The 13972-nt window shown below is 62.4% G+C and carries 13 protein-coding genes; 10 read left to right on the top strand and 3 right to left on the bottom strand.

The annotated features are described in order from the left end of the window. A partial coding sequence (locus KIP88_RS36880; protein ID WP_214493069.1) for an NAD-dependent epimerase/dehydratase family protein occupies window positions 1-207 on the bottom strand: 207 nt, incomplete at its 3' end. Next, on the bottom strand, window positions 188-1273 hold the full coding sequence (gene gmd, locus KIP88_RS36875) for a GDP-mannose 4,6-dehydratase (RefSeq protein ID WP_214493068.1): 1086 nt from the start codon (window positions 1271-1273) through the stop codon (window positions 188-190). The genes gmd and KIP88_RS36880, both read right to left, overlap by 20 nt. Before the next feature lie 314 nt (window positions 1274-1587). Between gmd and KIP88_RS36870 the strand changes: the two genes are divergently transcribed. From KIP88_RS36870 to KIP88_RS36850, 5 genes are all read left to right on the top strand, one after another. Continuing rightward, complete coding sequence (locus tag KIP88_RS36870) at window positions 1588-2823, top strand: branched-chain amino acid ABC transporter substrate-binding protein (protein WP_214493067.1); 1236 nt, start codon at window positions 1588-1590, stop codon at window positions 2821-2823. A 70-nt stretch (window positions 2824-2893) separates the two neighbouring features. Continuing rightward, a complete protein-coding gene (locus tag KIP88_RS36865) occupies window positions 2894-3841 on the top strand; it encodes a branched-chain amino acid ABC transporter permease (RefSeq protein ID WP_214493066.1) in 948 nt (315 codons plus the stop codon). After that, window positions 3838-5139, top strand: a complete 1302-nt coding sequence (locus tag KIP88_RS36860; RefSeq protein ID WP_214493065.1) for a branched-chain amino acid ABC transporter permease — start codon at window positions 3838-3840, stop codon at window positions 5137-5139. The genes KIP88_RS36865 and KIP88_RS36860 overlap by 4 nt, the downstream gene beginning before the upstream one ends. After that, window positions 5136-5885 carry an ABC transporter ATP-binding protein gene (locus KIP88_RS36855; protein ID WP_214493064.1) on the top strand — a complete coding sequence of 250 codons (750 nt, stop codon included), beginning with the start codon at window positions 5136-5138 and terminating at the stop codon, window positions 5883-5885. Before KIP88_RS36860 ends, KIP88_RS36855 begins: the two co-directional genes overlap by 4 nt. After that, window positions 5885-6580, top strand: coding sequence for an ABC transporter ATP-binding protein (locus tag KIP88_RS36850; RefSeq protein WP_214493075.1), 696 nt, complete (start codon window positions 5885-5887; stop codon window positions 6578-6580). Before KIP88_RS36855 ends, KIP88_RS36850 begins: the two co-directional genes overlap by 1 nt. Window positions 6581-6635: 55 nt before the next feature. Here KIP88_RS36850 and KIP88_RS36845 read toward each other — a convergent pair whose 3' ends face one another. Continuing rightward, a complete protein-coding gene (locus KIP88_RS36845) occupies window positions 6636-7310 on the bottom strand; it encodes a Crp/Fnr family transcriptional regulator (RefSeq protein WP_214493063.1) in 675 nt (224 codons plus the stop codon). Window positions 7311-7616: 306 nt separating this feature from the next. On the opposite strand from KIP88_RS36845, the gene KIP88_RS36840 reads away from it, so the two are divergent. The 5 genes from KIP88_RS36840 (at window position 7617) to KIP88_RS36820 (ending at window position 13838) form a co-directional block, all read left to right on the top strand. Continuing rightward, window positions 7617-8438 (top strand): ABC transporter ATP-binding protein, encoded by an 822-nt coding sequence (locus KIP88_RS36840; protein WP_214493062.1) that lies wholly within the window; start codon window positions 7617-7619, stop codon window positions 8436-8438. Next, window positions 8435-10366: a long-chain fatty acid--CoA ligase gene (locus KIP88_RS36835; protein WP_214493061.1), complete on the top strand. Its 1932-nt coding sequence runs from the start codon at window positions 8435-8437 to the stop codon at window positions 10364-10366. Before KIP88_RS36840 ends, KIP88_RS36835 begins: the two co-directional genes overlap by 4 nt. A 148-nt stretch (window positions 10367-10514) precedes the next feature. Beyond that, complete coding sequence (locus KIP88_RS36830) at window positions 10515-11408, top strand: branched-chain amino acid ABC transporter permease (protein ID WP_214493060.1); 894 nt, start codon at window positions 10515-10517, stop codon at window positions 11406-11408. 6 nt (window positions 11409-11414) lie between these two features. Further along, a complete protein-coding gene (locus KIP88_RS36825; protein ID WP_214493059.1) occupies window positions 11415-12488 on the top strand; it encodes a branched-chain amino acid ABC transporter permease in 1074 nt (357 codons plus the stop codon). 57 nt (window positions 12489-12545) lie between these two features. Continuing rightward, window positions 12546-13838: an ABC transporter substrate-binding protein gene (locus tag KIP88_RS36820; RefSeq protein WP_214493058.1), complete on the top strand. Its 1293-nt coding sequence runs from the start codon at window positions 12546-12548 to the stop codon at window positions 13836-13838. Window positions 13839-13972 lie beyond the last annotated feature (134 nt).

Genomic DNA, 13972 nt, shown 5'->3' with positions numbered 1-13972 from the left:
GGCCGCCAGAAACACCACCTGCGGGCGCTTTGCGGCGAACCATTTGTTGACCGCGGCCTGATCGCGCAGATCGGCCTCGCTGCGGGTCGTCGTCAGCAGTTCGACGTTTTCCGCCGTCAGCCGGCGCACCAGCGCAGACCCAACCATGCCGCGATGCCCGGCGACGTAGACGGTCTTGCCTTTCAGCTCAAACGGAAGGCTTGCCATTGGCGACCTCCCGCCTTGCGTCAGCGAGATCGCTTGCGACCATTTCCTTGACCAGTTGGGCGAACGACGTCTTGGGCTTCCAGCCGAGTTTCTCGCGCGCCTTGCTGGCATCGCCGACCAGAAGATCGACTTCGGTCGGCCGGAAATAGACCGGATCGATGCGGACCACGGTCTTGCCGGATTGTTTGTCGACGCCGGTTTCGTCGACGCCCTTGCCGCGCCATTCGATGGTGCGGCCGACCTCGGCGAATGCGAGATCGACAAACTCGCGCACTGAACGGGTCTCGCCGGTCGCCAGCACGAAATCGTCGGGCGCGTCGGCCTGCAATATCCTGTGCATGCCCTCGACATAATCCCGCGCATGGCCCCAGTCGCGCTTGGCCTCGAGATTGCCGAGATAGAGCACCTGTTCCAGGCCGGTCTCGATCCGGGCGACGCTGCGTGTGATCTTGCGCGTCACAAAGGTCTCGCCGCGGATCGGGCTTTCGTGGTTGAACAGGATACCGTTGGAAGCATAGATGCCGTAGGCCTCGCGGTAATTGACCGTGATCCAGTAGCCGTACAGCTTGGCGACGCCGTAAGGCGAGCGCGGGTAGAACGGCGTGGATTCCCTCTGCGGCACCTCCTGGACCAGGCCGTAGAGTTCCGAGGTCGAGGCCTGATAGAACCGCGTCTCCTTTTCCATGCCGAGGATCCGGATCGCCTCCAGCAGCCGCAGCACGCCGATGGCGTCGGCATTGGCGGTGTATTCCGGGCTTTCGAAGCTGACGCCGACATGGCTCTGGGCGGCGAGGTTGTAGATCTCGCTCGGCCTGATCTGCTGCATCAGCCGGATCAGGTTGGTCGAATCCGTCATGTCACCGTAATGCAGCAGGAACGGCACGTTGCCGGTATGCCGGTCTTCGTAGAGATGATCGATGCGGGCGGTGTTGAAGGAAGATGACCGCCGCTTGATGCCATGGACCTCATAGCCGAGGCCGAGCAGATATTCGGCCAGATAGGCGCCGTCCTGGCCTGTAACTCCGGTAATCAGCGCCACGCGCCGTTTCGAATCCTGAACTGCCATTTCTTCTCCAACAACGCCGGGGACCCAGGAGCCGCCACCACGATAAACCGCCAAATATTGCGCTGGGCAGGCCGGCAATTTCGGTCCCATGGACGCAAGTGGGACGCCCAGCCCCTATCATGCTCCCCATCACCCAAGCAAATTAGCCCTGGGGGAGGCCGCAACCGGCCAAACGTCATCGGGCTTGCGGGACATGGAGCCATGGACCACAATCGACTCACGTGAAAACTTATGGCCGAACGGCTGAAATCCAGACCATTTCGGCATTCGAGCCCACCCAAGACCAAAGAAAAGCCAATAAAGGGAGAAATGACATGCGTAAACTAATGATGGCTGCGGCCATCGCACTGCCGATGTTCGGCACTGCTGCGATCGCGCAAGAAACGGTCAAGATTGCCTACATCGACCCGTTGTCGGGAGGCGGCGCCAGCATTGGCGAAATCGGCCTGAAGACCTTTCAGTTCCTGGCCGAGGAGTTGAACGCCAAGGGCGGTGTTCTCGGCAAGAAGGTCGAAATCGTCGCTTTCGACAACAAGACCAATCCGCAGGAGAGTCTGATCCAGGCCCAGAAGGCCATCGATCAAGGCATCCGGATCCTGACCCAGGGCAACGGCTCCTCGGTCGCCGGCGCGCTGTCGGACTTCGTCACGAAATACAACGAGCGCAATCCCGGCAAGGAAGTCCTGTACTTCAACTATGCCGCGGTCGATCCGGTCCTCACCAACGACAAATGCAGCTTCTGGCATTTCCGCTGGGATGCCAACTCTGACATCAAGATGGAGGCGTTGACCAACTACATGAAGACCGCGACCGCCATCAAGAACGTCTATCTGATCAATCAGGATTACTCGTTCGGCCACTCCGTCCGAACCGCCGCCAAGTCGATGCTTGGCGCCAAGCGGCCGGACATCAAGATCGTCGGTGACGAACTGCATCCGCTGCTAAAAATCACCGATTTCGCTCCCTATATCGCCAAGATCAAAGCATCGGGCGCCGACACCGTGGTGACAGGCAATTGGGGCCAGGATTTCGCGCTCCTGCTGAAGGCCGCGGCCGACGCCGGGCTCAAGGTCAGCTGGTATACCTATTACGCCGGCGGCACCGGCGGCCCGACCGCGGTCAAACAGGCCAACCTCAACCATCAGGTATTCCAGGTCGGCGAAGGCATCGCCAACCTCGACAATAAGCCGTCGCAGGAGTTCGAAAAGGCCCTCCGCGCGAAATACGACTTCAGCCTGTTCTACCCGCGCGCCGTCAACCAGATGCGCATGCTGGCGGCCGCCGCCGACAAGGCCAAGTCGATCGATCCGGTCAAGGTCGCGCTTGCGCTGGAAGGCATGGAGTTCGACGTCTTCAACGGCGGCAAGGGCAATATGCGCAAGGACGACCACCAGTTCTTCCAGCCGATCTACATTTCCTCGCTCGGCGATCGCACCGAAAAGGAACCGTTCGACGAGGAAAAGACCGGCTGGGGCTGGAAGCTCGTCGCCAAGATCGATTCGGCCCAGACCATGCTGCCGACAACCTGCAAGATGGAACGACCGAAGTAACCATTCACGCGTAGCCCGTCCGCCCCGACCTCCGGGGCGGACGCGTCCCTTATTCCCCAGGCGGTGCGCCGTGCTTGAACTGATCGTCATGTCCACACTGAACGGTGTGCTGTACGGCATGCTGCTGTTTTTGATGGCGAGCGGGCTCACCGTTATCTTCAGCATGCTCGGCGTGCTGAACTTCGCGCATGCCAGCTTCTACATGCTCGGCGCGTTCTTCGGATTCCAGATCAGCCGCTGGTTCGGCTTCTGGCCCGCGCTCTTGATCGCGCCATTGCTGGCCGGCGCGCTCGGCGCCGCTGTCGAGCGCTTCGGCCTGCGCCGCGTGCACAAGAACGGCCACGTCGCCGAACTGCTGTTCACCTTCGGCCTGGCATTTGCGATCGAGGAAGTCGTGCAGATCATCTGGGGCAAGAGTCCGGTCGATTTCCGGGTGCCGTCGGTGCTGGATTTTCCGGCCTTCACGATCTTCTCGACCAACTACCCCGCTTACAAAATGTTCATGCTGCTGGTCTCCATCGTTATCTTCGCGGCCCTGCTGATCACGCTCAAGAAGACTCGGATCGGCCTGATCGTGCAGGCGGCGCTGACTCATCCGCACATGGTTGGCCATCTCGGCCATAACGTCGGACGCATCTTCATGCTGGTATTCGGTGTCGGCACTGCGCTCGCCGCCGTCGCCGGCGTCATCGCCGGTCCCGCGCTGGTGACGCAGGCGAACATGGCCGGATTGCTCGGACCGATCCTGTTCGTGGTGGTGGTGGTGGGCGGACTGGGCTCGCTGCCCGGGGCCTTCGCCGCCTCGCTGCTGATCGGGCTGGTGCAGACGTTTGCGGTATCGATGAACGGTTCATTGTCCGGCGCCTTCGGTCCGCTCAGTCCCGATTACGCGGCGACCTGGCTCGCCGATATCTGGAACGTGACCATTGCCCAGATCGCGCCGATCATGCCCTACTTATTGCTGGTCCTGATCCTGATCTTCCGCCCCATGGGCCTGCTCGGGACACGCGACACATGACCGATACAACCTCGAGCGTGGCACCTCCCTATCCGACCGCCGCCGAAAAACTCAAATTCTATGGATTGTGGGTCGGGGCCGCGGTCGTGCTGCTGCTGCTGCCGAAGCTGTTCAGCTCCGGCGGATCGCTGACCACGTTCAGCCTGATCGGCATCTCGATCATCTTCTCGCTGTCCTACAACATCCTGCTGGGCCAGACCGGCATGCTGTCGTTCGGACACGCCGTGTATTACGGCCTCGGCGGCTTCCTGGTGATCCACGCCATCAACATCATCGGCGCCAACAAGCTGCCGATCCCGCTGCCGCTGGTGCCGCTGATCGGCGGACTGACCGGATTACTGTTCGCGGTGCTGCTCGGCTGGGTCTCGACCCAGCGCAGCGGAACGGCGTTCGCGATGATCTCGCTCGGCGTTGCCGAACTAGTCGCCTCGTCGGCGCTGATCCTGCGCACCTTTTTCGGCGGCGAAGCCGGCATCTCCGCCAACCGCACCAAGGTGTTCCGGCTGTTCGACTGGAGTTTTGGGCCGCAAATCCAGATCTATTACCTGGTCGCGGCGTGGACCCTGATTGCGGTGATCGCGATGTACGCCCTCACCCGCACGCCGCTGGGGCGCATGTGCAATGCCGTTCGCGACAATCCCGAACGCGTTCAGTTCGTCGGCTACGATCCGCACGTGGTGCGCTATCTGGCGTTCTGTTTTTCCGGCTTCTTCGCCGGCATCGCGGGCGCGCTCGCGGCCATCAACTTCGAAATCGCCAATTCGGCCTATCTCGGCGCCGTGCAGTCGGGTACCGTGCTGTTCGCCACCTATATCGGCGGCGTCGGGTTCTTCATCGGACCGATCGTGGGGGCGATTTTCGTCACGATTCTTTCGCTCGGCCTCAGCGATCTGACGCAGGTGTGGCAACTCTATTTCGGGCTGATCTTCATCGCGGTGGTGCTGTTCGCACCAGGCGGCATCACCGGACTGTTGATGATGCATCGCCCGCTGTTGAAGGCCGGTACGTTCGGCAGGGTGCTGCCCAGTTATCTGATCGCTTTCGTGCCGACGCTCGCCATGCTCATCGGCCTCATCCTCGCGACCGAAATAATTGTTTATTATGCCGTCCACTCCGGCGACGCTTCTCACATCAAGGCGTTTGGCGTCCCCTTCGACGCGGCGAACCGTTACGTCTGGGCGATGGCAGCGATCCTGCTGGTCGGCGGCTACTGGGTGGCGCGCAAGACATGGACCTTCGTCGGGCACGCCTGGGATGACGCGACCAGCGTCGCGCGCGAAAAAGGAATCGCCGCATGAGCACCGCGATCGAATTGCGCGGCGTCGAGAAGAGCTTCGGCATCACGTCGGTGATCCGCAACGTCAACCTGACGGTGGCGCAGGGCGAGCGCCATGCCCTGATCGGACCGAACGGCGCCGGCAAGTCCACTTTGTTCAACCTGATCAGCGGCTACATGCTGCCGACCACCGGCAGCGTCCTGTTGCGCGACGAAGTGGTCTCGGGGCTCGCGCCTTATCAGATCAACCGTCGCGGGCTGTCGCGCAGTTTTCAGGTCACCAACGTCTTCGCCAATATGAGCGTGTGGGAGAACCTGCGCTGCGCGGTGCTGTGGGCCACCGGCCACCGCTACGCCTTCTGGAAGAACGTCGACAGACTGCCGGAAGTGCGGGAGCGGACGGCGCGGATCCTCGAGGATATCAACCTCACCGCCCGGCGCGACGTGCCGGCCGGGCTCTTGACCTACGCCGAGCAGCGCGCGCTCGAGATCGGCATCACCATCGCCGGCGGCGCCGATGTCATTCTGCTGGATGAGCCGACCGCCGGGATGAGCCACGCCGAAACCGAACGCGCGGTGGCGCTGATCCGCCGCCTCACCGAAGGGCGCACCCTGCTGATCGTCGAGCACGACATGAGCGTGGTGTTCGGCCTTGCCGACAAGATTTCGGTGCTGGTGTACGGCCAGATCATCGCTTCGGGGGTACCGGAGGAAATCCGCGGCAATCCGAAGGTCAAGGAAGCCTATCTCGGCGAGGAAGCGGCATGATGCTCGAGGTCAGGGATCTGCACGCCTATTACGGCAAGAGCCACATCCTGCAGGGCGTCGATATCAAGATCGACGCCGGCGAGGTGGTCAGTCTGCTCGGCCGCAACGGCGTCGGCCGTTCCACCACCGTCAAGGCCATCATGGGCGAAGTTCCGCCGCAGGGCACCATTCTGTTCAAGGGCAGCAATATTGCGGGCCTGCCGAGCTACAAGATAGCACATCTCGGGCTCGGCTACGTTCCCGAGCACCGCGACATCTTTCCCGGTCTCACGGTGCGGCAGAACCTGATGCTTGGCGTCAAGGACCCGCGCAAGCCGGGCAAGTGGCGGCTGGAGGACATGCTGCAGATGTTCCCCAATCTCGCCGCGCGTGCCGATACGGCGGCCGGCGTGATGTCGGGCGGCGAAAAGCAGATGCTGACGATTTGTCGCACCCTGATGGGCGACCCCGAACTGGTGATGATCGACGAGCCGACCGAGGGGCTGGCACCGCTCATTGTGCATCAGGTCGGCGATCTCCTCGCCGAAATTGCCCGCCGCGGCGTCGCCATCCTGCTGGTCGAGCAGAAGCTGTCGATCGCAATGCGGATCTCGCACAGGCTTTATGTGATGGGTCACGGCCGCATCGTGTTCGAAGGCACGCCGGCCGAACTCAGGGACAACACCGCCATCCGCAAGGAATGGCTGGAGGTCTGATCGCAACGCCGGCGGGGGCCTCGGCATCCATGCGGAACGGCGGCATGACCCCCGCCTATTCGCCATGATGGCGCAGGCGTTCGAGTTCGATGATGGTGACGCCGCCATATTCGAGCCGCAGCAAGCCTTCCTTCTCCAGCCGCTTCAGGCACTGGTTGGCGTTCTGCCGCGAAATACCGGAAAGCGCTCCGATTTCTTCCTGCGTGATCTCGAGATGGCGCGTCATGTCCGGATAGAGAATCGGGTTGAACAGCGAGGCGATCGAGCGCGCGACGCGGCTGGTGGCATCGAGCGTGCGGCCATGTTCTACCGCGCCGATGAACTGGCCGAGCCGCTCGTTGAGCTGCCGGACCAGAAAGCGGTTGAACGCGACGCTGTTCTCGAACAGCCAGAAGAAGGTGTTGCGATCCATCAGTGCCAGCCTGGTATCGCGCAACGCGACCACGTCGTAACGGCGCGGCTCGCCCTTCAGCACCGAGCCCTCGCCAAACCAGGCGCCCGCCGTGAGGCCGGCGAAAGTCGCAGCCTTGCCGCCGCTCGACACGGTACTCATGCGGGCAAGACCCGTGACGATCCCGGTCCAGTAGTCGAAGGCATCGCCGCGCATGAAAATATGCTCATTGGCGCGATAGGATTTCTCCACGATGCCAGCGCGGGCGACCTCGATTTCCCGTTCGTTCAGTTCGCGCGACCAGGCCGCGATGCGCTTGAGGTAATCCGCAGCAATCATGATCGCATCGACCGTCGCGTCCCCATCGATTCCTGTGCTGCACTGCAACAGAAGTGCAGCCTGGCGAAATTTCCCGACCAATTGTCAGGCAAAAGACATTTCAAACTATCGCATTGCCCTAAGGAGAGCCACCTCGGTGCGCGCGGCCTATGGCGCGGTGGCGAGGGTGCGACGCTACCACGCGTGACGCGGGCATCGGCCGCTACCGATAGTCGGATGGCTTGCCCCTCACCGTCGATGTAGGATCGCATCGAGTGCAACGATAGATAAAGAGCGCTGCTCAAGCGCCGTATCTGGAGGGAATGAGTGGCTTACACGTTGGAAGTGCGCGGGGTGTCTCTGCGCTTCGGTGGCGTCCGTGCGCTGACCGAAGTCTCCTTCGGCGTGAACGAGGGCGAATTGTTCTCGATCATCGGCCCGAACGGCGCCGGCAAGACCTCAATCGTCAATTGCATTTCGGGCCGCTACAAGCCGACCGAAGGCCAGCTGTTCTACCGCGGCAAGGACATTACCGGCCTCAATCCAAACGCGCGCCCCCGGCTGGGCATCGGCCGCACTTTCCAGAACCTGGCGCTGTTCCACCATATGAGCGTGCTCGACAACATCATGGTCGGGCGGCACCATCTCCTGAAGAACAACTTCATCACGGGCTCGCTGTACTGGCTGACCGGCGCGCGGCGCGAGGAACTGGAGCACCGCCGCAAGGTGGAGGAGATCATCGACTTCCTCGACCTGCAGTCGGTGCGCAAGGCGACCGCCGGCACCCTGCCCTACGGCCTGCGCAAGCGCGTCGAGCTCGCCCGCGCGATGGCGCTGGAGCCGCAGCTGATCCTGCTCGACGAGCCGATGGCCGGCATGAACTTCGAGGAAAAGGAGGACATGGCGCGCTACATCGTCGATCTCAACGAAGAGTTCGGCATGACCGTCATGATGATCGAGCACGACATGGGCGTGGTGATGGATATCTCCCACCGCGTCATGGTGCTGGATTTCGGCCGCAAGATCGCCGAAGGCGATCCGGCTTCCGTTCTCGCCGATCCCCATGTGAAGCGTGCCTATCTCGGCGAAGAGGATGAGGTCCTGGTCGATCCCGACGATACGCCGGCGCCGCGGGAGAGCGCGGCATGATGGATTACGCCGGACGCGCCGCCCAAGCCGACACCTATCCAAAACTGTTGCGCCTCAATGCGAGGGAGCACGGCGGCGAGATCGCGCTACGCGAAAAGGACCTCGGGCTGTGGCGCGTCTTCACCTGGAACGACTATCAGACCCGCGTGCATGATTTCGCGCTCGGCATGATCGAGCTGGGTCTCGGCCGCGGCGACGTCATCGGCATCATCGGCGACAATCGCCCGGACTGGGTGGCGGCGGAAATCGCAACCCATGCCATCGGCGCCATGAGCCTCGGCCTCTATCGCGACGTGCTGGATGAGGAAGCCGCCTATCTGCTCAGCTATGGCGACGCCAAACTGGTGTTCGCCGAAGACGAAGAGCAGGTCGACAAGCTGCTGGCGCTGGCCGACCGCGCGCCGAACCTCAAGCACATCGTCTATTCCGATCCGCGCGGCATGCGGAAGTACGACGACCCGCGGCTGATGGAAGCCGGAAAACTCGTCACGATGGGGCGCGACCGCGCCGCGCGCGAGCCCGGTATTTACGACCGGTTGGTCGACGAGACCCGCGGTGAGGATGTCGCCATCCTCTGCACCACCTCGGGCACGACGGCGAACCCCAAGCTGGCGATGCTTGCGTCCGGACGCGTCCTCAAGCATTGCGCGACCTATCTGGCGTTCGATCCGAAGGGACCGGACGACGAATACGTCTCGGTGCTGCCGCTGCCCTGGATCATGGAACAAGTCTACGCGCTCGGCAAAGGACTGCTCTGCCGGATGAAGGTCAACTTCGTCGAAGAGCCCGAGACCATGATGCACGATTTCCGCGAGATCGCGCCGACCTTCGTGCTGTTCGCGCCGCGGCTCTGGGAATCGATCGCCGCCGATGTGCGCGCCGGCGTGATGGACTCCTCGCCGCTCAAGCAGAAACTCTTCGATATCGGCATGAAGACCGGACTCTCGGCGCTGGCGCAGGGCAAGCATTCGATACTGGCCGACCAGCTCCTGTTCCGCGCGTTGCGCGACCGGCTCGGCTTCACGCGGCTGCGCTCGGCCGCGACCGGTGGCGCCGCGCTCGGGCCGGATACCTTCAAGTTCTTCCGGGCCATGGGCGTGCCGCTGCGCACCCTCTATGGCCAAACCGAACTGCTCGGCGCCTACACGCTGCATCCTTTCGACAAGGTCGATCCGGATACCACCGGCGTGCCGATGGCCGCCGATATCGAGATCCGCGTCGATAACCCTGACGTCAACGGCGTCGGCGAAATCGTGGTGCGTCATCCCAACATGTACCTTGGCTACTACAAGAATCCGGAAGCCTCGGCCGCCGACATGAAGGACGGCTGGATGCACTCCGGCGACGCCGGCTATTTCAACGCCGACCGGCAACTCGTCGTCATCGACCGCATCAAGGATCTCGCTGAGACCTCGCGCGGTGAGCGCTTCTCGCCGCAATACCTGGAAAACAAGCTGAAGTTCTCGCCCTACATCGCCGAAACGGTGGTGCTCGGCGCCGGCCGCGACACGCTGGCGGCGATGATCTGCATCCGCTTCTCGATCATCTCGAAATGGGCGGAGAAGAACCGGATCTCGTTCACGACCTATACCGACCTCTCCTCGCGCCCCGAGGTCTATGCGCTGTTGCGCAAGGAGGTCGAGGGCGTCAACGCCACGCTGCCACCGGCGCAACGCATTTCGCGCTTCCTGCTGCTCTACAAGGAACTCGACGCCGACGACGGCGAGTTGACCCGCACCCGCAAGGTCCGCCGCAGCGTCATCAACGAGAAATACGCAGATATCATCGACGCGATCTATGGCGGCAAGAGCGATATTCCCGTCGACACCGTGATCCGCTTCCAGGACGGCACCACCCAGCGCATCCGCACCACCCTCCGGGTGATCGATCTCGGCCATGATGCGCCGATGGCGGAGGCCGCGGAATGATGCGGTTTTCAGCCAACGGCGCCGCAAATCCGCTCGTCATGCGCGGGCATGACCCGCGCATCCATCCCCTTCCGAAAAAGCGCTTCTTCGGGCGATGGATCGCCGGGTCAAGCCCGGCGATGACAGCTCGTACGTTCGGTGAGTTTGCATGAACACCCAGCTCCTGATCCAGCTTCTGGTCAACGGCCTCGTGGTCGGCACGCTCTATGGCGTGGTCGCGATGTCGTTCGTGCTGATCTACAAGGCGACGCAGGTCGTGAACTTCGCGCAGGGCGAACTGCTGCTGGTCGGCGCCTGGGTGTGCTGGTGGCTGCTCACCAAGTATCAGGTGCCGTTTTATCTGGGCATGCCGATCACGCTGGTCTTCATGTTCCTGTTCGGCATCGCCATCCAGATCGTCATCCTGCGCCCGATGATCGGCGAGCCGATCATTTCCGTGATCATGGTGACGATCGCGCTGTCGACGGTATTTGCCGCGCTGATGAAATGGATCTTCGGCGTCAATCTGCAGCCGTTCCCGCGCGTCTTCCAGACCCAGAACGTCAACATCCTCGGACTGCAGGTGCAGACCGTCTATCTGATGAGCCTCGCGGTCTCGGTAGCGATGATGATCGGGATGGCCTGGTTTTTCCGTCTCTCCAAATATGGTCTGGCGATGCGCGCCACCGCGTTCAACCAGCAGGTGGCGCAATCGCTCGGCATCTCCGTGAAAAGCGTATTCGCCATGGCCTGGGCGATTTCAGCCACCGTCTCCGCCGTCGCGGGTGTGGTGGTGGCCGTCGTCAACGGCGTCTCGGCCGGGCTTTCCGCCTACGGCGTCAAGGTATTTCCGGCGGCGATCCTCGGCGGTCTCGACAGCGTCGGCGGCGCGGTGCTGGGCGGCATCATCATCGGACTTCTGGAAAACTTCGCGCATTTTCTCGACAGCGAATATTTGCACTGGGGCAATCTCTACGAGATCGCGCCGTTCTATGCGCTCATCATTATCCTGATGATCAAGCCATACGGCCTGTTCGGCACCAAAGACATCGAGCGGGTATAAGCAATCATGGCAAGCCAGACGCTCATTCCCGCCGGCGATTTCCGCACCAGCTATGCGGCGGATACCACCGTGTTTCCGACCACGACCAGCCGCAACGCGATGATATCAGGCATCGTCCTGGTCTGCTTTGCGCCTCACGTCGTCAACGAATACATCCTCAGCCTCCTGATCCAGATCGGCATCTTCGGCATCGCAGCCCTTGGCCTCAACATCGTCGTCGGCTTCACCGGCCAGATCTCGATCGGCCACGCCGCCTTCTTCGGCTTCGGCGCCTTCACGTCGGCCTATCTCTCGAACCGGTTCGGGATTCCCGTTTTCTTCTGCATCCCGCTGGCAGGCGTCGTGACGGCGGCCGTCGGCCTGATCTTCGGCCTGCCTGCCGCGCGGCTGAAAGGGCTTTATCTCGCGATCGCGACGCTGGCGGCGCAATACATCCTGCTCGACTTCTTTGCCCGCGCCGAATGGTTCACCGGCGGCAGCGTTCCCGCCAGCGCCGAGCCGTTCTCGCTCTTCGGCTACATGCTGCGCGGCGATAAGCAGTATTTCTATGTCGTGCTGGCCTATGTCGTCGTCTGCTATCTCCTGGTCACGAACCTGATCCGTTCGCGCGACGGACGCGCCCTGGTGGCGGTGCGCGACCATTATTTGTCCGCCGAGATCATGGGCATCAACCTGACCAAGTACCGGACGCTGTCGTTCGGCCTCGCCGCCTTCTTTGCCGGCGTCGGCGGCGCGCTCTATGCGCACTATAATCAGGTCGTCTCCAACGAAGGTTTCGGCATCGACCGCTCGATCATCTTCCTTGCGATGATCATCATCGGCGGGCTCGGCTCGATCATGGGCACGCTGATGGGCACCGCCTTCATGGTGCTGCTGCCGGAATCGATGGAATGGCTCAGCGTCGCACTGCGCGGCAGTCCGATCGACCAGTTCCTGGGATTGAAGAACAACATCGCTTTCCTGCGCGAGATGGCGATCGGCATCATCATCATCGTCTTTCTGGTTTTCGAACCAGACGGACTCGCGCATCGCTGGCGGCAGATCAAGGCGTACTGGAAACTCTACCCGTTCTCGCATTGAGGTCGGAACGGGATCGACAATAAGAAGACCTCGAGAAGCAACCGGAGGATTATGTCCATGACGATGAAGACTCTACTGAGCACCGCCTCGCTCGCGATCCTGCTGGCGGGCGCAGCGACGACGTCCCAGGCCCAAGCCCAAGCCCCGGTCTCGCTGGGACATCTCGCGGATTATTCGGGCCCGACCTCCGACGTCGGAACGCCGTTCGGACAGGGTGTCGCGGATACCTATGCGTGGATCAACAAGAGCGGCGGCATCAACGGCGCCAAGGTCAATGTCGATACCGTCGACTACGGCTACCAGGTGCCGCGCGCCATCGCCCAGTACAAGAAATGGTCTGGTTCCGACAAGGTCGCCGCCATTCTCGGCTGGGGCACCGCCGACACCGAAGCGCTGACGGGATTCCTGGCGCAGGACAAGATCCCGGATATTTCGGCATCCTATGCCGCAGCACTCTCCGATCCGACCGGCGCCGGCGGCAAGGCCAAGCCTGCCCCCTACAACTTCTTCTACGGACCGAGCTACTCGGACGCGGTTCGCGGCATGCTGACCTGGGCCGCCGAGGACTGGAAGTCCAAGGGCAAGCCCGGCAAGCCGAAGTTCGTCCATATGGGTGCAAACCACCCCTATCCGAACGCGCCGAAGGCCGCCGGTGAAGCGATTGCGGCCGAACTCGGCTTCGAGTTGCTGCCGCCGATCGTGTTCGCGTTGACGCCCGGCGATTACAGCGCGCAGTGCCTGACCCTGAAGAGCTCGGGCGCGAACTACGCTTATCTGGGCAATACCGCCGGCTCCAACATCTCCGTGCTCAACGCCTGCAAGGCCGCCGGCGTCGACGTGCAGTTCCTCGGCAACGTCTGGGGCATGGACGAGAACGCCGCCAAGGCTGCAGGCGCTGCCGCCGATGGCGTGGTGTTCCCGCTGCGCACCGCGGTAGCGTGGGGCGGCAACGCACCCGGCATGAAGACCTTCATGGAAATCTCCAAGATGTCGGACGCGGCCGGTACCACCTACCGCCCCGTGCATTACATCGCCGGCGTCTGCACCGCGCTCTACATGAAGGAAGCCGTCGAATGGGCTGCCAAGAACGGCGGCGCCACCGGCGAGAACGTCAAGAAGGGCTTCTATCAGAAGAAGGATTGGGTGCCCGCCGGAGCCGAAGGCATCTGCAATCCCTCAACCTTCACCGAGACGGACCACCGCGGCACGCTCAAGGTCGATCTCTATCGCATGAAGGTCGCAGGCGCGACCGACGCCCCGCTCAATGATCTCGTCAAGAACGGCGGCATCAAGATGGAGAAGGTGAAAACGATCGACCTGCCGCGCAAGCCCGAGTGGCTCGGCTGGTAAGGACTATCAACAAGCAGGCTGTCATCCCCCGCGAAAGCGGGGGATCCAGTACGCCGCAGCGTCTCGGTCGATCGCAGGCGCCTCTGGAATACTGGGTCACCCGCCTTCGCGGGTGACGACAGCGGGAGGTCAAT

This window comes from Bradyrhizobium sp. SRL28, from assembly GCF_018596315.1.
Taxonomy (GTDB): Bacteria; Pseudomonadota; Alphaproteobacteria; order Rhizobiales; family Xanthobacteraceae; genus Bradyrhizobium.
This window is presented reverse-complemented; position numbering and strand designations above follow the sequence as displayed.

Excerpts from the sequence above, each read along its gene's own strand:
- gmd (WP_214493068.1), bottom strand. The coding sequence starts at position 1,273 with ATGGCAGTTCAGGATTCGAAACGGCGCGTGGCGCTGATTACCGGAGTT.
- KIP88_RS36870 (WP_214493067.1), top strand. The coding sequence starts at position 1,588 with ATGCGTAAACTAATGATGGCTGCGGCCATCGCACTGCCGATGTTCGGC.
- KIP88_RS36860 (WP_214493065.1), top strand. The coding sequence starts at position 3,838 with ATGACCGATACAACCTCGAGCGTGGCACCTCCCTATCCGACCGCCGCC.
- KIP88_RS36855 (WP_214493064.1), top strand. The coding sequence starts at position 5,136 with ATGAGCACCGCGATCGAATTGCGCGGCGTCGAGAAGAGCTTCGGCATC.
- KIP88_RS36850 (WP_214493075.1), top strand. The coding sequence starts at position 5,885 with ATGCTCGAGGTCAGGGATCTGCACGCCTATTACGGCAAGAGCCACATC.
- KIP88_RS36845 (WP_214493063.1), bottom strand. The coding sequence starts at position 7,310 with ATGATTGCTGCGGATTACCTCAAGCGCATCGCGGCCTGGTCGCGCGAA.
- KIP88_RS36835 (WP_214493061.1), top strand. The coding sequence starts at position 8,435 with ATGATGGATTACGCCGGACGCGCCGCCCAAGCCGACACCTATCCAAAA.
- KIP88_RS36830 (WP_214493060.1), top strand. The coding sequence starts at position 10,515 with ATGAACACCCAGCTCCTGATCCAGCTTCTGGTCAACGGCCTCGTGGTC.
- KIP88_RS36825 (WP_214493059.1), top strand. The coding sequence starts at position 11,415 with ATGGCAAGCCAGACGCTCATTCCCGCCGGCGATTTCCGCACCAGCTAT.
- KIP88_RS36820 (WP_214493058.1), top strand. The coding sequence starts at position 12,546 with ATGACGATGAAGACTCTACTGAGCACCGCCTCGCTCGCGATCCTGCTG.